At 49.7% G+C, this 21,794-nt stretch carries 17 protein-coding genes; 12 read left to right on the forward strand and 5 right to left on the reverse strand.

Annotated elements, in window-relative coordinates; all coding sequences use genetic code 11:
- Positions 1–23: 23 nt before the first annotated feature.
- From trmH to gmk, 4 genes are all read right to left on the reverse strand, one after another.
- Positions 24–725, reverse strand: a complete 702-nt coding sequence (gene trmH / locus BZG76_RS11670) for a tRNA (guanosine(18)-2'-O)-methyltransferase TrmH (protein WP_025744372.1) — start codon at positions 723–725, stop codon at positions 24–26.
- An 84-nt stretch (positions 726–809) separates the two neighbouring features.
- The gene (gene spoT, locus BZG76_RS11675) at positions 810–2,909 is read right to left on the reverse strand and encodes a bifunctional GTP diphosphokinase/guanosine-3',5'-bis pyrophosphate 3'-pyrophosphohydrolase (RefSeq protein ID WP_077461489.1); all 2,100 of its coding nucleotides are present in this window, start codon (positions 2,907–2,909) and stop codon (positions 810–812) included.
- A 27-nt stretch (positions 2,910–2,936) separates the two neighbouring features.
- Entirely contained in the window at positions 2,937–3,209 is a 273-nt protein-coding gene (gene rpoZ / locus BZG76_RS11680; protein WP_077461490.1) for a DNA-directed RNA polymerase subunit omega, read from the reverse strand.
- Positions 3,210–3,323: 114 nt separating this feature from the next.
- Positions 3,324–3,947, reverse strand: a complete 624-nt coding sequence (gene gmk, locus BZG76_RS11685) for a guanylate kinase (protein WP_025744374.1) — start codon at positions 3,945–3,947, stop codon at positions 3,324–3,326.
- A 381-nt stretch (positions 3,948–4,328) separates the two neighbouring features.
- Between gmk and BZG76_RS11690 the strand changes: the two genes are divergently transcribed.
- On the forward strand, positions 4,329–5,246 hold the full coding sequence (locus BZG76_RS11690; protein WP_077461491.1) for a phytanoyl-CoA dioxygenase family protein: 918 nt from the start codon (positions 4,329–4,331) through the stop codon (positions 5,244–5,246).
- Between the two features lie 156 nt (positions 5,247–5,402).
- Positions 5,403–6,482: a glycerophosphodiester phosphodiesterase gene (locus BZG76_RS11695; protein WP_077461492.1), complete on the forward strand. Its 1,080-nt coding sequence runs from the start codon at positions 5,403–5,405 to the stop codon at positions 6,480–6,482.
- Between the two features lie 210 nt (positions 6,483–6,692).
- On the opposite strand, the gene BZG76_RS11700 is transcribed toward BZG76_RS11695, so the two are convergent.
- On the reverse strand, positions 6,693–8,003 hold the full coding sequence (locus tag BZG76_RS11700; RefSeq protein ID WP_077461493.1) for an MATE family efflux transporter: 1,311 nt from the start codon (positions 8,001–8,003) through the stop codon (positions 6,693–6,695).
- 680 nt (positions 8,004–8,683) lie between these two features.
- Here BZG76_RS11700 and BZG76_RS11705 point away from each other — a divergent pair.
- The 10 genes from BZG76_RS11705 (at position 8,684) to BZG76_RS11750 (ending at position 21,733) form a co-directional block, all read left to right on the forward strand.
- Entirely contained in the window at positions 8,684–9,709 is a 1,026-nt protein-coding gene (locus tag BZG76_RS11705) for an ABC transporter permease (RefSeq protein ID WP_077461494.1), read from the forward strand.
- A gap of 1 nt (position 9,710) precedes the next feature.
- Positions 9,711–10,754 carry an ABC transporter permease gene (locus BZG76_RS11710; RefSeq protein ID WP_077461495.1) on the forward strand — a complete coding sequence of 348 codons (1,044 nt, stop codon included), beginning with the start codon at positions 9,711–9,713 and terminating at the stop codon, positions 10,752–10,754.
- Between the two features lie 46 nt (positions 10,755–10,800).
- A complete protein-coding gene (locus BZG76_RS11715; protein WP_077461496.1) occupies positions 10,801–12,627 on the forward strand; it encodes an extracellular solute-binding protein in 1,827 nt (608 codons plus the stop codon).
- 8 nt (positions 12,628–12,635) lie between these two features.
- Entirely contained in the window at positions 12,636–13,502 is an 867-nt protein-coding gene (locus tag BZG76_RS11720; RefSeq protein ID WP_077461497.1) for an ABC transporter ATP-binding protein, read from the forward strand.
- A 15-nt stretch (positions 13,503–13,517) separates the two neighbouring features.
- Positions 13,518–14,375 carry an ABC transporter ATP-binding protein gene (locus BZG76_RS11725; RefSeq protein WP_077461498.1) on the forward strand — a complete coding sequence of 286 codons (858 nt, stop codon included), beginning with the start codon at positions 13,518–13,520 and terminating at the stop codon, positions 14,373–14,375.
- 182 nt (positions 14,376–14,557) lie between these two features.
- Positions 14,558–14,848, forward strand: a complete 291-nt coding sequence (locus BZG76_RS11730; RefSeq protein ID WP_077461499.1) for a helix-turn-helix domain-containing protein — start codon at positions 14,558–14,560, stop codon at positions 14,846–14,848.
- Positions 14,838–16,187: a type II toxin-antitoxin system HipA family toxin gene (locus BZG76_RS11735; protein ID WP_077461500.1), complete on the forward strand. Its 1,350-nt coding sequence runs from the start codon at positions 14,838–14,840 to the stop codon at positions 16,185–16,187. The genes BZG76_RS11730 and BZG76_RS11735 overlap by 11 nt, the downstream gene beginning before the upstream one ends.
- Before the next feature lie 18 nt (positions 16,188–16,205).
- Positions 16,206–17,210, forward strand: a complete 1,005-nt coding sequence (locus BZG76_RS11740; RefSeq protein WP_077461501.1) for a YecA family protein — start codon at positions 16,206–16,208, stop codon at positions 17,208–17,210.
- Positions 17,211–17,219: 9 nt separating this feature from the next.
- Positions 17,220–18,341: a hypothetical protein gene (locus BZG76_RS11745; protein ID WP_077461502.1), complete on the forward strand. Its 1,122-nt coding sequence runs from the start codon at positions 17,220–17,222 to the stop codon at positions 18,339–18,341.
- Between the two features lie 251 nt (positions 18,342–18,592).
- Positions 18,593–21,733, forward strand: coding sequence for a DUF3427 domain-containing protein (locus BZG76_RS11750; protein ID WP_077461503.1), 3,141 nt, complete (start codon positions 18,593–18,595; stop codon positions 21,731–21,733).
- Positions 21,734–21,794: the final 61 nt, after the last annotated feature.

The raw sequence follows: 21,794 nt of genomic DNA on the forward strand, positions 1-21,794 counted from the left end.
GTCAGGTTGAGCTTGCTAAGCGATTAACGCGCGTGTTTTGCCGCCTGCATGCTCGCCCACCATGTTTCGTCAGCAATAATTTGCCCATTGTCATCGAGTGGCGGATAAGGCAGCCCCTTTTGCTTGGCCACGCGGGCGAGCACCGGATGACCGCGCTCAAACAGGATGTGATGCACTTCATCGTCGGGCAAGCGTGTCTTCGCCAACTGGTACATGCCTGCCGCTTGGCGTTGGCGTTGCGCTTCGTACAAAATCAAGGCGCTAGCCACTGACACGTTCAGCGACTGTACCATACCCACCATTGGAATGAGGATGTCTTGATCGGCTTTATCGAGCGCTTCGCGACTGATGCCATGTTTTTCTTGGCCGAGGATAATGGCGGTTGGTCGGGTGTAATCAACCTCACGAAAGTCGATGGCCGTTTCCGATAGGTTAGTGACCAATACTTGCATGCCTTGCGCTTGCATGGCCTCAAAAGCATCCGCGGTCGTGTTATGGGTGACCACGTCAATCCAATTGCGTGAACCGGCAGATGTACCGCCTAAGGTCCGCATTTTGGTGCCTTCTGGCCATACCGCATGCATACGATGAATGCCCACCGCATCGGCAGTACGAATGATGGCAGAAATGTTATTGGGCTTGTGGACTTGCTCCATACACACAGTGAGATCAGGCTGGCGCTTTGCCAGCACCTGATGAATGCGTTCAAAGCGTTCAGGTGTCATGATTCAATTCCGTAAATGACAGACGAAAGACAAACGCGCCCACCAAAAGGGTGGGCGACAGATAATAATAATGTATCGCGACGATCAGTTCTTTTGGCGGCTGACCTTCACCACATTGGGCATCACCCGCAGGCGGCGCATAATGTTGGCGAGGTGCACCCGATCTTTGGTCGTTAATCGAACAAAGATAGTGTACAAGCGACCATCACGCTCTTCAGTGGAGAGCCCTTGGATATTGGAGCCCGTTGAGGCAATGGTGTTGGTTAAATCTGCCAACGCGCCTTGATGGTTTTGCATATCGACTCTGACGCGGGTACTGAACTCTTGCTCAAAATCATCCGCCCATTCCACCGGCATATACTTATCCGGCTCTTGGCGGTGACCGCGAATATTGGCACAGGTTTCACGGTGAATTACCAACCCCTTGCCGGGACTAACATGGGCAATGATAGGATCGCCTGGAATGGGGCGACAACAGTTGGCATAGGTCACTAGAATGCCATCGGCACCGCGAATCGGCATTTTACCTTCGGTAGGCGCGGCCGGGTCTTGATTCAGTAAGCGACGTGCTATCACCACGCTCATGAGTTCACCCAAACCAATCGAGGCGAGTAAGTCGTCGCTGGTTTTGAGCTTAAGATCGCTTAACACGGTATCGACTCGCGCAGCGTCGATGTCCGGCAAGTTTTGTTCTCCAAGCGCATGATTGAGCAAGCGGCGGCCTAAAGTCACCGACTCTTCCCGACGCATGGTTTTCAGTACCTGACGAATCTTGGTACGCGCCCGTGCCGTGACCACATAGTTAAGCCAAGCGGCATTGGGGCGCGCGCCTGGCGCAGTGATGATCTCGACGGTCTGGCCGTTTTTTAACGGCTGACTGAGCGGATAGGGCTGACGATTAACTCGCGCACCGACACAGGTATTGCCGACATCCGTATGCACTGCATAGGCAAAATCGACCGCGGTCGCATCGACCGGCAGCTCGACAATTCGCCCTTTCGGCGTAAAGACGTAAAGCTCATCGGGGAAAAGGTCTGACTTAACGCTTTCGATGAACTCAAAGGAGCTCCCGGCACTTTGTTGCAGCTCGATAATGTTTTGCATCCATCGTTGCGCCCGTTTTTGTGCGGTGGTTCCCGATGGACGATCGGAGCCGTTTTTATAAGCCCAGTGCGCCGCGACCCCTTTATCCGCCATTTGATCCATATCTTCGGTACGAATCTGCACTTCAACCGGGACACCGTGAGGGCCGATCATCGACGTATGCAGTGATTGATAGCCGTTCGCTTTGGGAACGGCTATATAATCTTTGACGCGGCTAGGGCGAGGCTTATACAGGCTGTGCATTTGCCCCAGCACCCGATAACAGGTATCGAGATCGCGCACGATCACCCGAAATGCATACAAATCCATGATGGTATGGAAACGCTGCTCTTTGTTTCTCATCTTGTTGTAGATGGAATAGAGATTTTTTTCTCGGCCCAGTACACGGGCCTCAATGCCAGCATCTTCAAGTCGCCCTTCGATTTCCGCATGGATTTTTTGAATCATCTCTTTGCGGTTTCCCCGAGCTTGCGCAATCACTTTTTTGAGCACGCGATAGCGATTGGGGTAGAGGGCTTCAAAGCCCAGCTCTTCGAGCTCGACTTTTATATTATGGATACCTAAACGATGAGCGAGTGGGGCAAAAATCTCTAGGGTTTCGCGGGCAATACGACGCTTTTTATCCGGACGTAGGGCGCCCAGTGTGCGCATGTTATGAGTACGATCGCCGAGTTTGATCAAAATAACGCGAATGTCATGCGCCATGGCCATGACCATTTTGCGAAAGTTCTCGGCTTGGGCTTCTTTGCGATCACGGAATTTGAGCTTGTCGAGCTTAGACACGCCGTCAACCAGCTCAGCCACCACATCACCAAAGCGCTGCTGCAGATCGTCTTTGGTCACCTCGGTGTCTTCAATGACATCGTGCAATAACGCCGCCATGAGGGTTTCCCAATCCAAACGCATTTCTGCCAGGATCCGTGCTACCGCAATGGGGTGAATGATGTAAGGTTCGCCCGTTGAACGAGTCTGCCCGTCATGGGCATCCCGTGCTACTAGGTAAGCTTGCCGGAGCGCTTCAAGCTGTGACTCCGGCAAATATTGACTAGCAACTTCTTTCAGGCTATCAAATAGATACAAACGGCCTGTCCCTGATAAATGACGCGTTTAACGTTGACCAGAAATGGTGCTAACCGCTGCCATTTCGGCGGCTTCTTGCTCTTGCTTCTCTTGACGCTCGCGGGCGTCGAGTACTTCTTTGTTAATCAGTCCTTCTTCTACTTCGCGTAGAGAGAGCACAGTGTACTTGTCGTTTTCTTCTGCGACTAAGGCGTCTTTACCACCGGTTTGCATTTGGCGGGCGCGGCGAGCCGCAACCAGAACGAGATCGAAACGGTTACCAATTTTTTCAACGGCGTCTTGAACAGTTACGCGTGCCATGAAGGACTCCAGCTATGTAATAAACAGGTCATTAAAAATGACCGAAAAGTATACAAAAGGCCGCGACCTATTGCTAGCTTTGTGCTGCAATGCGGCCACGTCTCAATATTTGGGTTAGTCGGCCAGCAGGTCGTCGATCATTGTATGATATTTGCTGGCTTGCTTGGTTTGCCCCATCCGCTCTGCGCGGACGATGGCCTTAATATCCATTAATGCGACGTCAAAGTCATCATTAATAATCAGGTAATCATAATCAGCATAGTGAGAGATTTCCGAACGTGCCTCTTGCATGCGTGTGGCAATGACCTCATCACTGTCTTGGCCACGCGTTGTCAAGCGTCGTTCCAGCTCTTCACGGCTTGGCGGCAAAATAAAAATACTCTTACTTGCGGGCATTTGCTGACGAATTTGCTCGGCACCTTGCCAATCGATATCAAGAAAAATATCGACGCCATTGTTAAGCATTTTTTCAATCCAGACCCTGGACGTGCCGTAATAATTGCCGAATACCTCTGCATGCTCTAAAAAAGCACCTTGGTCGATTAAGGCCTTAAATGCTTCTACCTCAACAAAGTGATAATGCACGCCATCTTCTTCTCCCGGGCGCATGGCGCGGGTGGTGTGCGATACCGACACTTTCATGTCATAGCGAGGATTATCATTCAGTAGCGCTGAAATCAGGCTAGATTTGCCCGCGCCACTCGGGGCGGAAACAATGTAAAGCGTACCTTGGCTCATGGATTGATCACTTTCACTGGCTGATGCCCATCCGCAGTATAGCGTATACGTATGGGAGTCGATCGACGAATAGATGTTTGTCTCCCGTGGGAGGCGCGCAGGGTAGCACGAACTCATTTGGATTTGAACGGGATCGCGGTGAAAGCGATCATTAGGATGGCTTACTATGACGCATAGCGGTTGTGGGTTTACAAAGGTTCACTGTTCGATGTGGAGCTGGTAGGGTAGCGCGCAGTTATCCAAGAAGATGCATAGCACGCGCTGGGGGTTGATTTTTGATTAGCCGCCCGCAACTGTGTTGTGTGCAATTCACGCCCTTTAGGGCCTCAAACAGCGAGAAGATATCACTAAAAAACGAACGACATGAAGGAGGTGTCAATAATGGAAGGTACTCCCGATTTGTATCCCTCACGCGTCAATGGAAAAGAAACCCTCTCCCCACGTCTAGACCCTGTTGTGTACGGCAGTGCGCAGCCAGAGGTACCGCATAGCTTAAGCCAGCACGAGCTGGATACGTTCGAGCGCCAGGGCTTTCTGGTTATGAAGGATTACATGCCGGAAATGGTGGCACCGCTTAAGCGTGAAATAACCCGTTTGCGCGATGATATGGCCGGCTATGAAGAGCTATATACCGAGCCGGATAGTGATGAGCTGCGTACTATTTTTAAACCTTTTGCCTACAGTGATTTGATTGATCGCTTCTCACGCGATCCGCGCATTCTCAATAAAGTGCGGCAAATTTTGGGTTCGGACGCATATTTGATGCAATCGCGCGTCAATATTAAGCCTGCGTTTAAAGGCAAGTCGTTTCCTTGGCATTCTGACTTCGAGACTTGGCACGTTGAGGATGGAATGCCACGGATGCGAGCCGTGACCGTATGGCTGATGTTAACCGACAACACCGAGCACAATGGGCCTTTGTATGTAATCCCCGGCTCGCACCATCACTATGCGTCTTGTGAAGGCAACACCGGCGAGAAGAACTATCAGCAATCGCTGAAAAAACAAATGCTGGGGGTGCCCAAGCCAGAGACCATGGAGGCATTGTTAGAAGACAATGGCATTGCCTCTGTAACGGGACAAGCCGGTACCTTGGTGTTCCATGATTGTAACTTGATGCATGGCTCACCCGATAATATCGCCAACGACCCACGTTCGATTTTAATGTTCGTCTACAATAGTGTGGAAAACAAAACGGTGAAGCCCTTTAGTGGGTTGCCACCGCGCCCCCACTATTTATCTAACCCCGATCAACGCCCCCTGCAGGCAGTAGAGTCACTCTGGCCGCTGGCTTCCTAACCGTGTTGACGCCCACCTCTTTGTGGGCGTTTTTATTTTTTCGCTTTAAATCAGGGTTTTGCTATGCTGTCTTGGTAATTGAACACATGTTTAATTATCGCCTATTTTTTCAACGACAGTAAGGAGTACCCGTTGAATACCTCATCGAAAAAAAATATGAGCGTGACCGTTGCCGCGCTCAGTGTCGCCAGTGCCTTTTCTTTTTCCTCTGTTGCCCAAGCCAGTGACACTGCGCTGAGCGAACAACTTGGCATTGCTGATCATGCGGTCATTGCCCATCGTGGTGATTCCTACAACGCGCCAGAATCCACGTTGCCAGCCTATCAGCTTGCGTGTGAAGTGGGCGCGGATTACCTCGAGCTGGACCTGCAGCGCACAAAAGACGGCAAACTGATCGCCGTGCATGACGACAACCTCAAGCGCAACACCAATATTGAGACAGTCTATCCTGAGCGTGCCGGTGATCCGGTTAACACCTTTACGTGGGCAGAGCTGGAAAAACTGGATGCCGGTAGCTGGTATAACCAAGCCTATCCCGAGCGCGCACGCGAAAGCTTTCGTGGCTTGAAGTTGGTGACACTTGACCAGGTCCGAGAAATCGCCGAAGGCTGCGCCCATCAGCCAGGACTTTACATCGAGACCAAGGTGCCTGAATTCTTCCCTGGCATTGAAGAGGATTTGAAACAAGATTTAACCCAACACGGTTGGCTAGATAAGGACGCCAAGGGCAAAGTGATCCTGCAAACCTTCAATAAATCGAGCCTTGAAGCACTGCAAGATGTGATGCCGAATGTGCCAAAAATCTTGCTGCTATGGGCAGGTGATGGCTACATTCCGACCAAAGATAGCGCACCGAAAGCGGATGACGAATCTTACGCCCAGTACTACGCGCGTCAGGAAGTAGCCTCGAAAGCGGACTACGCAGAGTGGCTCGATTACGCCAAACAAAACGGTGCCATCGGTGTAGGGCCTTCAGGTACCCAAGCCAACTTCGATGATGCCTGGTCAAGCCAATTTAGCTATATGGACCTAGCGAAGACCTGGATGGTGGACATGAGCCATGAAAAAGGCTTGCTGATGCACATGTACACTCTGGATGATCGCGAGGATATGATTCGCTACCGTGATCGCGGTGTGGATGGCTTCTTTACCAATCGTCCGAATATGGCGGTGAAAACGTTAACGGATAGCGACGGTAAAGACATTGAAGCAACCTTAATGCAACTGGGTTATTAACCCCGCGCGTTAATTGTATTTACCCTTTGAGCCCGTCTGTTATTAGCGGGCTTTTTCGTTGGGGGCAAACGCTAGATAGGGTTCGGTTCGGCTTATTTCGCTAAACAGACCCTCCGCGCCATGGATGGCGCGGCGGAGCCTCCAGGGATGGATTGACGGCGTGTCTGTGTGCGAACTGAGCCGGTGCCCCAAGGTTAACGTTTTGGCTATCTACTCGCTCGCCATGAGTTTAGCCAGCGTACGTCGGTACATGGCATAAGCCACCGCGCCCGCAAGTAGGTTACCGATTAAGGCACCGGCAAATAGGCCAAACAGCTCGCCAATTTGTGCCCCTAACCAAAGGCAGGGCAGGAAAAACGCAAATAGGCGGAGCGCAGAAATGGTTAGGGCGGTGTATGAGCGGCCTAGCGCATTGGTAATTGACACCATCAACATGCACACCCCCAGCGCGCCCAGGCTAAAGGGTACTAGCGTAAGGTGAGTGTGCAAGATATCGGTAACTTGTTGATCGCTGGTCATCAAATCGGCGAGGGGAGCGGCAGCAAGCCAGGTCACCACGGCAATCAGCAATTGAAAGCCGAGAATAAACTGACACGCTAACTTGACCAGATGCCGCACTTCGGTCAGATTGCCTTTGCCCAGCAAACGACCCACCATGGGGGGCATTGACATGGTCAGCGCCAGTACCGAGACAATGGCAAAGAACTCAAAGCGTGAACCTAGCGCCCAGGCGGCCACTGCCGTTGAGCCAAAGCTGGCGAGCAGCTTGGTCGCCAGCATGGATGACACAGGCGGCAGCAGCTGGCTTATCATCGCCGGCCCCATAATATGCCCAATCGAACCCACACTTTGTTTGATGTTTAAGTCCTGCCAGTCAAACGAAACCCAGCCTTTGCCGAACACGCGAGGCGCGACAATGGCAATGCCAGCGCCAAACGCAATCAAGGTTGCCACGGCCGCGCCATTAATGCCCCAATCGAACCAAAAGATAAATACCGGGTCGAGCGCAAGATTTAATAAGCTGGTGACCACCATCATGGAGCCGGGCAACATGGTGTTCCCGTTGGCGCGTGCTAGGCTATAAAAGAAGTAAAGCACTGCGCCTGTCCAAGCACTGACCAACCAAATTTGCCAATAGCTATCAATTACCGGAAATACGTTGTCCGGCGCATCAAGCAACATCAAGATCGGATGGCGCAAGGCATAGAGCAAGCCGGCAAACAATGCCACGCCTGTGGTGCCAATAAATAAAATCAGACCGCCTAATTGCTTGGCATAGCGACACTGATCGGCGCCGAGCGCGCGCGAGATCACCGCTGTGGTCGCAATGCCGAGGCCAACTTGCAACCCGATAATGATCATCTGAATCGGCAAGGTGAAACCTTGTGCGGCGAGCGGGAGTACACCCAATTGACCAATGAAGGCACTATCGACCAACTGAAAGCTCATCAGCGACAGCACACCAAACAGCATCGGTAGGGTGGTAGAGAAGAGGCGCTTGGCGCGAGAAACGGATTCCATCAGGCACTCTTTACATTAATAGGGTGAAAAAAGCCGAGCATTGGCATGCTCGGCATAGTCGCACCAATTGTAGAGGAATGCTAAAAATTACCAACCCCTAATAAATACGGTTATTCAGTGTCAGCGAGCCTGACCCTAGCGATGCGATGGACGTTCAGGGGGGGGCGACTGCACACAATCATTGGAGTTAGTGATTCATGCTGGTAGCTGTGGTTTTTAGTGAAACAAGTCACTATCTCTATTGCACTGATCCTGATGAATGAATATGAGATTGAGGGGGAGCGGGAGGATGGCTGTCTGCTTATCAATGCAGGCGCTGTGGTGGGTTATCGGTGCGTGCGATCACGAGAAGACACAAGGTTTCGGTGAAATGTCAGTTTTATTGCATTTTAAACCAAACCTTTTTGACTATTGATTGAAATATTTATTGCTTTTAGTGATAAGAAAGCTAGCACAACGCAGTATAAAAATAGCATGGCTTTCGCTGTTTTGTAGCAAAAAAATCACTTCTGACAGGCTGTTATCGTTGATCGTGACCAATATTCGAGATAAATATAGACCACATTATGTAAGTGCGTAATACGTATTGTTGCTTTCAGTGCTTAGGATGGCTAAGAGAGCACAACGGCAGGATCAATGACCTGAAAAAATATCAGACAGTTAACAGGGAGTAGTGGACTATGCTGTCGTACTTTATACGTCGGTTTCTTTTAGTGATACCGACGTTTCTTGGGATCACCATTTTGATTTTCGGTATCACGCGCCTTGTGCCTGGCGGGCCGGTTGAGCGAATGATGACCCAAATGCAAGCACAAGGTGATGGCGGCTCGAGCTTGCAACGTGCAGGAGATAGCTCGGCCTTGTCTGAAGCGCAAATGGACGAGTTACGCGCCTTTTACGGGCTCGATAAGCCGGTGCTGGAAGCCTATGTAGATTGGCTCGGTAAACTTGCCAATTTCGACTTGGGCGAGTCGACGCGCTACTACGAGCCAGTTACTGACATGATCGCCGAGCGCCTGCCGGTGTCGCTGTTTTATGGCGGGATGACCTTCTTTATCAGTTATTTTATCTCCCTTCCGCTTGGCTATTACAAAGCCCTCAAGCACGGTTCGGTGTTTGATTCATCCTCCTCAGTACTTATCTTTATTGGTTTTGCCCTGCCGGGTTACGTGGTGGGGGTCTTGCTGATCACCCTATTTAGTTATCACCTCGAATGGTTCCCGATGGGCGGCTTTGTTGGCGATGCCTACTATGACGCGACCAGTTTTTGGGAACGCGCCAAAGATGTGATGTGGCATGCGGTACTGCCGCTGATTTGTTATCTGATTGGTGATTTTGCCACTTTGACCATGACGATGAAAAACAACCTGATGGAAAACCTCTCCGCGGACTATATTCGCACCGCCATTGCCAAAGGGTTACCGTTTCGTTCGGCGGTACGCAAGCATGCGCTGCGCAACAGCTTGATTCCGATAGCCAGCCATTTTGGTAACTCTTTATTGTTCTTTATGACCGGTGCATTTTTGATTGAGGTGATTTTTAACATCAACGGCATTGGTTTGCTCGGCTATGAATCGATTATGGAGCGTGACTATCCGGTGGTGATGGGGATTGTTGCCATCAATGCGCTATTACTGCTGGCGGGCAATATCATCTCTGATATCTGTGTTGCCTTGATTGACCCTCGCGTGAAGTTTGGATCTTGATATGTTGACGATTAGCCCTTTAACTCAAAAGAAAATCCGCAGTTTTAAGCAAATTAAACGTGGTTACTGGTCGTTTATGATCTTGACCACCATGTTGGTGCTGTCGCTATTTGCCGAGCTGTTGATCAACAGTAAAGCGTTAATGGTCAAATACGACGGCAACTATTACTTCCCTGTGATGAGCGATGTGTATTTAGCGCGCGACTTTGGCCAAGTAGGCACCAGCGAAGTCAATTATCGTCAGCTCGATAAAGCTTTCGAGGCACAAAGTGGCGACAATTATGTAGTCATGCCTCTGGTGCCGTGGAACCCGCTTGAGCAAGACTTTAGTGGCGACTTTCCGCCCACGGCGCCAAGTGCCGCAGACAAGCATTATCTCGGTACTGATGATATCGGCCGCGACATTCTCGCCCGCCTGGTATACGGCTTTCGTATTGCCATGGGCTTTGCGTTACTGACCATGGCGGCGTCTTATGCGATTGGCACCGCCGTGGGCTGTGCGATGGGGTTTTGGGGCGGTAAGTTTGATTTGTTTTTCCAACGCTTTATCGAGGTTTGGTCGATGGTGCCGTTTTTGTACGTGATCATGATTCTAGTCTCGATTCTCCAACCCACGTTTGCCCTGTTCGTCGCGATTAATGTGCTATTCGGCTGGATGGCGATTACCTGGTATATGCGCACCATGACGTACAAAGAATCGTCGCGTGATTATGTGATGGCGGCGCGTGCATTGGGTGCCTCTACTAGCCGGATCCTGTTTCGCCATATTTTGCCCAACACCATGGTGATGATTGTGACCTTGGCGCCCTTTACCATCGCGCTCAATATTACTGCGTTAACGGCGCTGGATTACCTCGGTTTGGGGCTGATGCCACCGACGCCAAGTTGGGGCGAGCTGTTACAGCAAGGTAAATCAAATCTGGATGCGCCATGGATTGTTGCCTCTGTGGTGTCGTCTCTGGTGTTGGTGTTGGTGATGGTGACCTTTATTGGGGAAGCGGTCCGAGCCGCGTTTGATCCGAAAAAGTTCACCCGTTATGACTGATTTTAAATACAACAAGCAATGTGTGCATCAAGATAAGGACATCACGATGAAAAAACTGATCCTTGCTACCTCCGTTTCCCTGTTTAGCCTCAGCGGCTGGGCGGCGGAATTGCCTGAAAATCTTAATTGGCAAACCAACTGGGATGCCCCCAAAATCGGGTCTCCCGACGCCAAGCGCGGCGGTACACTGCGTACCCATTTGCAGAGTTTTCCGCAGACATTACGCACTGTGGGGCCGGATTCAAACTCAGGCCTGCGCAGTTACTTTCTTGATGAAATGCCCTCACTGGTAAAGCGCCACCCAGATACACTGGAATGGATCCCGGATTTGGCCAACGAGTGGGCATTTAGTGACGACAACAAAACCATCTATTTTAAGCTTAACCCAGAAGCGACTTGGTCAGATGGCGAACCACTGACCGCCGATGATTTTGTGTTTATGATGCAGTTTTATCGATCTAAAGACATTGTTGCCCCTTGGTATAACGACTATTACACCAACACCATTGGTAGCGTGGAGAAAATCGACGCGCATACTGTGGCCATATCGAGTGCAGTAGAGAAAAACCAAGAAGAATTAATGTATACCTTAGGAAGCTTAATTCCGCGCCCTGCGCATTTTTACGCTAATCCGCGCAAAGATGAAAACCAAGACGGCATTGCTGACGACTATGTGCGCCGCTATAACTTTAAAGCCGAGCCCACCATGGGGCCCTATGAGCTGGGCCGTGTGCAAAAAGGACGCCGACTTACCTTTAATCATGTCGACGATTGGTGGGGTTATACCAACCCCTATTACCAAAATCGCTACAATGTTGAGCGTATTCGAATGCGCGTGATCCGCGATAACGACATTGCCATGAAGCATTTTGAAAAGGGCAATTTGGATGTGTTCGATTTGGTGCTTCCAGATATCTGGCATGAAAAAACCCAATCTGAACCTTATAAAAAAGGCTATATCACCAAGTTCTGGGGGTATAACGAAGTGCCGGTTGGCGCGGGCGGTTTGTGGATGAACTCGGCCATGCCAATGCTGGATGATATCAATGTACGCAAAGGGATTCTCTATGCCACCGATTTTGACGGCATGATTGAAAAAATCACCCGTGGCGATTACTCGCGTAAACCGCATGCAATGGGCTTTGGTCATGGTGAATACGACAATGATGGTGCAACACCGCCAGCGTTTGATCCTAAAAAAGCGATCAGCCATTTCGAACAAGCCGGCTTTGACCAGGTTGGCGCCGATGGTATTCGCGTCAATGACAAAGGCGAGCGTTTAAGCTTCGCGATTACTTATGGGTATCAGCAGCACACACCACGCATTGCTTACTTAAAAGAGCAGGCCAAGCGAGCGGGATTGGAATTTACTATTAACTTGGTCGATGGCTCATCGGCGTTTAAATACGTACTCGAGAAAAAGCATCAGTTGGCCTTTCTTAATAYGGGTACCTCGGAAATTCCGGCCTATTGGGAGTACTTCCACTCGGATAACGCCAATAAAACGCAAACAAACAATCACTCTAACTACAGCTCACCGGCATTGGATAAGCTGATCATGGCCTATAAAAGCGAGTTTGATACGGCGAAAAAGTATCAGCTGTCGCATCAAATCCGCACCAAAATCTCAGAGGCCAGTGTGATTGTACCGGGGTACATGGTGCCGTATGTGCGTCAAGGTTTTTGGCGTTATGTACAAATCCCAGATAACGCGATGACCAAGCGCACCGAAAACATGGTCACCAGTGGCCGCGTGATGGGCTTTGGCACCTTCTGGATTGATGAAGCGATGAAAGACGCCACCGAAGAGGCGATGGACGACGATAAAGCCTTTGAGCCGGTGACCATCATTGATGACAGATACAAGCTGTAGAGGCGCTTATGACCCAGGATGTCATTCTTTCGGTTAAGGATTTGACCGTTAATTTTACCACTGACGATGGCCCCCGTGAGGTACTTCACGGGGTGAGCTTTGACGTAAAAGCCGGGCGCACGCTCGGCTTGGTGGGCGAGTCGGGCAGTGGCAAAAGTGTCACGGCAATGTCGATCATGGGCTTGCTCCCTAAGCCTTACGGACAGGTGACCGGCGGCGAGATTCTGTATCGCGGGACAGACTTGGTGACCTTGCCCGCCAAAGAGCGCTATGCAATGCGCGGTAATCGGATCTCGATTATCTTTCAAGACCCAATGACGGCGCTGAACCCTGTGCATACCATTGGTCGGCAAATCAATGAAGTCTTGATGTTGCACCGCCCGGAGCTGGATAAAAAAGCCCGGTATGCCTGCGCATTGGATATGATGAACAAGGTAAAAATCCCACTGCCAGAAAAGCGTCTCAATGAGTATCCGCACAACCTGTCTGGTGGGATGCGCCAACGGGTCATGATTGCCATGGCACTGGCCTGTAAGCCCGATATCTTGATATGTGATGAGCCAACTACCGCCCTAGATGTGACGGTGCAGGCCTCGATTTTGGACTTGATTAACGAGCTGCAAGAAGAAACCGGCATGGCGGTGATTTTTATCACCCACGATCTGGGCGTGGTTGCCGAAGTGTGTGACGACGTGGCGGTGATGTACGATGGCCAAATTCGCGAACGGGCCGATATTTTTACTTTATTTGACAACCCCGCCCATCCGTATACCAAGCGTTTGCTGGGGTTAATGCCGGGGCGTACTCACCAACCCAAGCAGATGATTGATATTCGCCCGTTGGAAGACTTTGATGCAGCGCCATCATCGACATAGTTGCAGGAGAACGCGATGAGCAAGGAAGTCCTCAGAGTAGAAAATCTGAAGCAGTATTTTGTCTCTGGCAAAGGCCTGCTTCGTCAAGGCTACACCATTAAAGCCGTCGATGGCGTATCGCTGTCGGTGTCACAAGGTGAAACACTTGGGCTGGTGGGGGAGTCGGGGTGTGGCAAAAGTACCCTGGGTCGTACCATTCTCAAGTTGTTTGAACCCACCGAGGGTAAGATCTTCTTTGAAGGTAAAGACATCACCCCGTTGTCGCCACGTCAGATGCGGCCACTGCGTAAAGACATGCAGATTGTCTTTCAAGACCCGCTCGAGTCGCTCAACCAGCGTCATACCATCGGCGGGATCTTAGAAGAGCCCTTTATTATTCACAATGTTGGTACCGCGAAAGAGCGTCGCCAATGGGTGCTTGAGCTGTTGGATAAAGTCGGCTTGCCCCACGATGCGGTAAACCGCTACCCGCATGAGTTTTCGGGCGGTCAGCGGCAGCGGATTGGTATTGCCCGGGCGATTGCCCTCAAACCGAAACTGCTGATTTGTGACGAGTCCGTCTCCGCTTTGGATGTATCGGTGCAGGCACAAATTCTTAATCTGTTGTTGAAGCTCCAGCAAGAGATGAACTTGGCGATGATTTTTATCTCGCACGATTTATCGGTGGTCCGTCATATCTCCGATAAGGTGGCAGTGATGTACTTTGGTCATGTGGTGGAAGAAGGGCCGACCGAAACCGTCTACCATCAGCCGCAGCACGAGTACACCCAAACGCTGCTCTCTGCCATTCCGATCACCCATCCTAAATACCGCAAACACAAACGCCGCGCTGAGCAACTGGTGGCCGAAAAAAAGCCTGAAGCGGTGAGTTAAGTACACGCCCAGGCCCCTCTGGTAAAAATGAGGTAACCCCCAGTAGTTGGATATCCAACATCGGGGGGTGCTTCATCAGCAAAAGCTTGATGGAAGACATGGGGGGTTTTTGGCTACAATAGTAGCCAATTTGGTTTATTTTCCGCTATATTAGATATAATAATATCCAATGGCCATTGAAGATGAATTTCACCTTACTGGATGATACCGATGTAAGCCAAGCCTATGCTGCTTATTTACGGGCGTTGCGTCAGCGCGCAAAGCTCTCACGAGCGGCACTGGCAAAGCGAAGCTGCGTGCCTGCCTCAACGATTAAAAAGTTTGAGCTGACTGGGCAAATTTCCTTTCGCCAATTGCTGTTGCTTTGGCAGACCCTAGACTCATTGGATAGGCTTTATCAGCTCACCCAGCCGCATAAAGAGCGCGTCACTGCGCCCTCGAGTATTGATGAGGTACTAAAAGATGAGTTTTAGACCGATTCAAAAGCTTACTGTCACCCGTACGTTAAGTTCAGGAGAGCAGGTTGCTGTAGGGATCTTGGCTCAGAATCGGCAAGGTGTTTTTTTTCAGTATACAGACGGCTATTTGCAGCAGTTTGGCAATTTATCACCGTTTACTTTACAGTCGAGCATGCAAGTACAAGCCGCACCTAAACAGCCTCATCAAGGGGTGCATGGCGTATTTGGGGATTGTTTGCCTGATGGTTGGGGCATGATGTTACAAGATCGTGTTTTCCGGCAAAAAGGCATCCTGCCGAATCAATTAACGGCGATGGACAGATTGGCCTTTGTCGGTGATAAAGGCATCGGGGCGTTGTCTTTTTCTCCGGTGTCTGAGTTTTCAGCCTCGACGCACGCTGATATTAATCTAGCAACCTTGGGCTTAGAGGCTCAAACGCTTTTCGATGCTTCAATGTCAGACTATATGGATAATAACCATGAGAAGTTAGATGGGCATACTCAACAGGTATTGGCAGCACTAGTCGCTGGTGGTAGTTCGGGTGGAGCAAGACCAAAAGCACAGATTTATATGCCGACGGGGGAAATTGAGCAATGTCGCACCTTTGCACAGCGAGGTGATGAAGCGTGGCTGGTTAAGTTTACCTCGAAAAATCTAGCACTCGGGCATGAAGAAGGTTTGTGTGAGGCGGTATATTTGCAAATGGCTGAGCAAGCTAAATGCCAACCCCCACGCTGGCAACTTATTGAGGCACCAACAAAAAGTGGTGCGGTTGCATGGTTGGCGCTCAAGCGTTTTGATTATGTCGCTGGACAAGCCGATTTAGTGAGTGGACATAGCACGGGCCGCTTGCATATGCACAGTGCCTGCGGATTGCTGGATGCAGATTTTCGAACGCCAAGTTTAGATTACATTGACTTGATCAAAGCCAGCCGTCAATTATGTCAATCTCCAGCTGCGGGACAGCTGCAATTTCGCCGTGCCGTTTTTAATCTACTGTCGTCTAACCAAGATGATCACAGTAAAAACTGGGCGTTTTTACAAGCGGACGACGGTCAATGGAACCTTGCGCCTTTTTACGATGTCACCTACAGCCCGCATCCATTTAACGAGCATGCCACTGCATTTGGTGGGTATGGCAAAGCGCCACCGCTTAAGGTAATGCAAAAACTTGCAGCAAGTGCTGGCTATGGGAGTTGGCATGATGCAAGGCAAGTTATTGAAGAAGTGGCAGAAGCTATCAGCCAATGTACGCATCTCGCAAAGCAGCAAGGGGTTAGAAAAACCACAGTATCTGCAATTGCTAAGACGCTGGGTCAGCGTAAACAGGAAAATGCCGCGCTGCTTCAATAAAAATGCGAGGGGACAGTAATGAAGCTCGGTCGCAACGATCCTTGCCATTGTGGCAGTGGTAAAAAATTCAAACGGTGTTGTATGGACGGTGTGTCTAAGCAACATGCGCAAGTCGTTGATGACGCTGAAACCATGCTGGCGAATAACCCAGGTATGAGTATCGATGAACTCAATGCTGTGTTACAGCGCCAAGTGCAGGATCGCAATAATCAACCTCATCCCGATTTTTGTGGTGTGACACCCACGCAAATGACCAATTGGCTTTATGCGCCGTTTGATCAATTACAGTGGGTGACGATCACGACACCCGCCGATCTTTCCGCCAGCCCAATGATGCGATATTTGGATCTGATGCTTGAACATGCGATGGCGCAAGGCGGTGCTTTTAAAGCAACCAACAAAGGCAACTTACCGGCTAAGTTGGTCAAACAAGCCAGTGAATTATTGCCTGAGTTTTCAGTTTCTCAATTCCAACGCCACATTAGTATCAGCGAGTTTGCTGGGTTTAACGAAGACAAATTCAATGCCTTGCACTATACCCGTGTGCTGGCCGAAATTAGCGGTATTATCTACCGACGCAGCGGCCGTTATCATGTGAAAAAAGCGGCGCAAAAACAGTATCAAGACATGGGCGTGCAAGCCTTTTTTAAGCCGATGCTGGCGGCTGCAACCGGCAAATATAACTGGGCGTATTTAGATAGCTTTGAATACGATGTTGATTTGCGCACCTTTTGGGTATTCATGTTGTGGCGCATACAAGCGCATCACAGCGTCGATCAGCTTACTCAAGAAGTGATGGTTGCTTTTCCTGATGTGTTAAAGGCGTTCCCAACGAACGATTACGCCCCGCCGGAAGCGTTGTTAAGCGGACTCATCGAAACGCGATTTATTGAGCGCTTTTTGCAGTTTTGGGGATTTGTGACGATGGATCCAAGGCGTTGTATAAACGGCGAACCCATTGCGCTCACCGCTCAGGCTCAGCCGCTGTTAGAACAAACCTTTCAATTCCACCTTAACGGATAGCAGGACATTGTGAGCGAATATCAATACTATAAATTCGAGCGTTTAGATGGGCATTTAGACAGCACCGCGCGCCAAGCACTCAGAGCCATTTCACGCCGAGCCGATATCACGGCAACGTCTTTCCAGGTGGTTTACAACTTTAGCGATCTAAAGGCTAAGGCATATGAGATCATGCTAAAGCACTTCGATATCGGTTTTTACTATGCCAACTGGGGCTCGATGGATGCCTACATCAAACTACCTGCCGGGACCATACCCGATGCCATGCTTAGGTTATCGAACGATGGTTTTAAGGTTCGTCAAACCGATGAGTGGCAATTGCTCACTTTCTCTATCGAAGAGTATGGTGCGTATTTTGATGATGAAGATGCGGACGATTTTTTCCAGCATTTACCCGGTTTACGCAATCAGTTAATTCAAGGTGACTGGCGGCTTATGTACTTAGCGTGGCTCAAAGCGGTAGATGACGATGATGAGCTTGACGCGATACCGTTAATCCAATTCGATTTTGAGCGCCTCAGCGAAGGATTACAGGCTTTTGCTGCGCTGTATGCGATTCCCTTACCTTGGGTTAAAGCACTCGCGATGGTGCTGAATGAACTACCCAGTCACCCAGCCAAACACACCCAGTTGCAGTTTGAAGATTGGCTCAAAACGCTCACGGAAGCTGAGAAAAACACACTATTACGCACGTTGTTTGAGCGAGGCCAGTTAACTCGTCACCAAGCCGTAGCGCTGACGCGAAAAGAACCAGCCAACAAAGACGAAACTTATCAGTATTGGTTAAACCCCGACCTCGTGGCTCCCTATATTGCAACCGCACAAAGACAGTTTGAGCAACAACAAGCCGAGGCACTTGCAAAAAAACTAGCCATTGAAAAAGCAGAAAAAGAACAAGCTTTAATAGATCTCTACAACCAGCGTGACCACTACTGGCAGCAAGCGCACGAGCAAGCGGATCGCACTTGCCCCACTGGCTATGATGCGGCATCACGCTATTTGCATCAGCTCTTTGAGGCCTATCAGCTTCACGATAATTCTGCGTCCTTTGAACAGCGGTTTAAGCGCTTTATAACAGCTAATAGCCGTCGTAAAGCATTGTTAAATCGCTTGAGTGATTTGCCTAAATGATCAGGTCCACCTCAGGCAGACCCAGTGTTGTTAGCAAAAAATATCGTTAAGTTTTGATTAGCTGAAAGCCTTTATGCCCGCCTTAGGTCTACACATTGTTACCTGTGAAGTCACTTTGTGTAGACCTCAGACGAGAGTGTGACTTAACTCTTTGTTGCTATTGTTTGAAAAGTATAGAAAAGTGATCCTTTCATAACGCCTACAATCCGTGGTTTGTAAGATGAAACTGGCTCATAGCGTGGAAGGAAAAAATGCAGCAGGTCGGAATTTATGAGCAGCTGGTAACGCAGCTTATTGAGAGCCGTATTGATCGAGAGCGATTCTATGTTGGCGAGCGAGCGCTTACCAACAACGAGGCGTCAGTTTGGTTGTCTCGCTTTTTATCGCATGTTTTGCACCATGTGCTCGACGCCGTGCCTGCCAGTGATGATCGTCTAGAGCAGCAAATCACACTATCCAACCAATTCTTGCTGTGGCTGAAAACCCAGATCCACGATAAAGACATTATCGACGATAATTTGCTCGCGAGTCAGGGGAAAATCCTGACGGCCCTTTATGAGTTTGAAAACCCGATAGCATCTGATTTAGCGCGCTATGTGCAAGATGTTTTCCCACTCACTGGCTTAACGCAAAGTGAGCTTTTTTGTGGCAGTAATGCGGGTCTTTCACTGGAGTCAGAGCTGAAAAGAGAGATTTTATCCGCAGACCGAATTTATTGGTTGGTGTCATTCATCAAATGGGCGGGGATAAGAATTTTTCGAAAAGAGCTGGAAGCCTTTACCCGCAGTGGTCGCGAGTTAAAGGTCATCACCACATCATACATGGGCGCGACAGACGCGAAAGCGGTGGAGTATTTAGCCAGCCTACCTAATACCGAGGTGAAGTTAAGCTATAACACTGAGCGCGAGCGTCTTCACGCAAAAAGCTATTTGTTTCTGCGCGGGACCGGCTATCACACCGGTTATATTGGATCGTCAAACCTTTCACATTCTGCACTGACGAATGGCTTGGAGTGGAACCTCAAAATTACCTCGCAAGAAATTCCCCATATTATCAATAAATCACTCAGCACCTTTGAAACATATTGGGCTTCGAATGAATTTGAGCGATTTGACGGAGATGTAAAAAGTACCGAAAAACTGAATCAAGCCCTTCGGCAGCAGCGGGGTGGCGAAGAAGATGGTGTTACGTTTTTCTTCGACCTCTCTCCTTTCCCTCACCAGAAGGAGATTTTGGAGCAGCTGACGGTTGAGCGCCAGACGCATCAACGTTTTCGCAATTTAGTGGTGGCGGCAACAGGCACTGGTAAGACACTGATCTCTGCGTTTGATTTTGCCCGTTTTTTGAAAAAACACCCTGATGCCAACTTTTTATTTGTGGCCCATCGTGAAGAAATCCTTAAGCAAGCGCGTGCGGCCTATCGAGGGGTATTACGTAACAGCACCTTTGGCGAGCTTTGGGTCGGTGGTCACACGCCAGATCATTACCGTCAGCTGTTTGTCTCGATTCAAACATTGAACAACCAGCTCGATACGCTCAACTTGACGGCCGATTACTATGACTACATTGTGATTGATGAGGTGCATCATATTGCCGCGAGCAGTTATCGAGCGGTTTTGCACCACTTTTCACCGTCAATACTACTGGGCCTGACGGCGACGCCCGAGCGTCATGATGGCGGCGATATTCTCGCGGATTTTGGTGGCGTTATTGCGGCTGAGATTCGGTTACCAGAGGCGATTAATCGTCGTCATCTTTGCCCATTCCAATATTTTGGTATTGATGATGATACCGATCTGAGGACCATTCCTTGGCAGCGTGGCCGCTATGATATTGCACAGCTGACTAACCTCTATACCTCCAACCAAGCCCGGGTGGATAAGATATTACTCAGCATGAACGAGATCATCACGGATCTTAGCCGTATGAAATCACTCGCTTTTTGTGTGAGTAAAGAACACGCTCAATACATGGCTCAACAGTTTTCACTGCAAGGGCTTAAGGCGGATGTGTTGACCAGCGACAATCGGCATGAACGCCAGCGAAAGCAGCAATCGCTGCGCGCCGGTGAGATCAATGTGCTTTGTGTGGTTGATATTTTCAACGAGGGGGTCGATATACCTGAAGTCGATACCTTATTATTTCTGCGTCCCACCGAGAGTTTAACCATTTTCCTTCAGCAGCTAGGCCGCGGTTTACGGTTAGCCGAGGGCAAAGAGTGCTGCACCGTCCTCGACTTTGTCGGTCATTCGCGTCCCGAGTATGACTTTGCAAACAAGTTTCGGGCGCTGGTGGGCAAGAGCGCTCGAGCGATTAACCATGAGATTGAACAAGGCTTCCCCCATGCGCCTTTGGGCTGTCGAATTGAGCTTACTAAGCGAACCCAAGAAATGGTCTTGGATAACATCCGCAAAGCGTCGCTAACGCTAAGGCGTTTAGTGGCAATGGTTCGTCAATATCCTCAGCACACCCATCTGCCGCTGACGCTAGCGAACTTCCTAACCTTGTATCCGCATATTGATTTGAACGAACTATACAAGCGAGGCTGTTGGTCAGAACTGGTGTTCAAAGCAGATCTACAGGTCAATGATTCTCCTGTTGATGAAAGTGCACTTAAAACAATCAAGAAGGCGATTTTTCAGCGGATTTTAACCACTGATGATCATGCGTATCTACAGTTCTTAAAGCAGCTTTGCCAAACAGACTTTGCGCCTGATACGGATAGCGAACGGCATCGACTCATGTGTCATTATGATGTTTGGCAACAAACAGGGCCAGCCCTTGGCTTTTCATCCATTACGCAAAGCTTTGCCGCGTTAAGGCGGCTGGGCATCAAAGCAGAATTAATGGATGTGTTGGACTGGAAACTGTCACAAACCAAGCACGAGCAGTTAAGGATGGACGATTTGCCTGATGTGCCATTGCGACTTCATGCTCGATATGCGCGTGAGCAAATTCTAGTTGGGTTTGGCGCTACCACGTTGGAGCGGCAGCCGCCTGCACGAGAGGGGCTCTATGCGCTTAAAGATCAAAACATCGAACTGTTATTTGTCACCTTGGATAAAAATGAAAAGCAATTTTCCCCGACGACCATGTATCACGATTATGCGATTAACGCGTCACGCTTTCACTGGCAGTCGCAAAACAGCTCGCGCCCTGATAAAGGCCGCGGCAAAGATTACATTCAACATCAAAAGATAGGGAAGCGCCTGTTTTTGTTTGTACGTGAGCAAACTAAAGATGAATTCGGGCGTACCATGGGATTTGTGAATTTTGGCGAAGTGAATTATATCTCGCACACCGGATCTCAGCCGATGGATATTACGTGGGAGCTAGCCACTCCGATGCCAAACTTTATGTGGCAGCAAGCGGCGAAGCTGGCGGTAGGCTAGAGACCGATGCGTGTCTTTTGTCGCCACGAGCCTCAAATGTAGGGCAAATAATGGCTGAGCG

Source organism: Salinivibrio sp. AR647, assembly GCF_001995415.1.
GTDB classification, from domain to species: Bacteria; Pseudomonadota; Gammaproteobacteria; order Enterobacterales; family Vibrionaceae; genus Salinivibrio; species Salinivibrio costicola.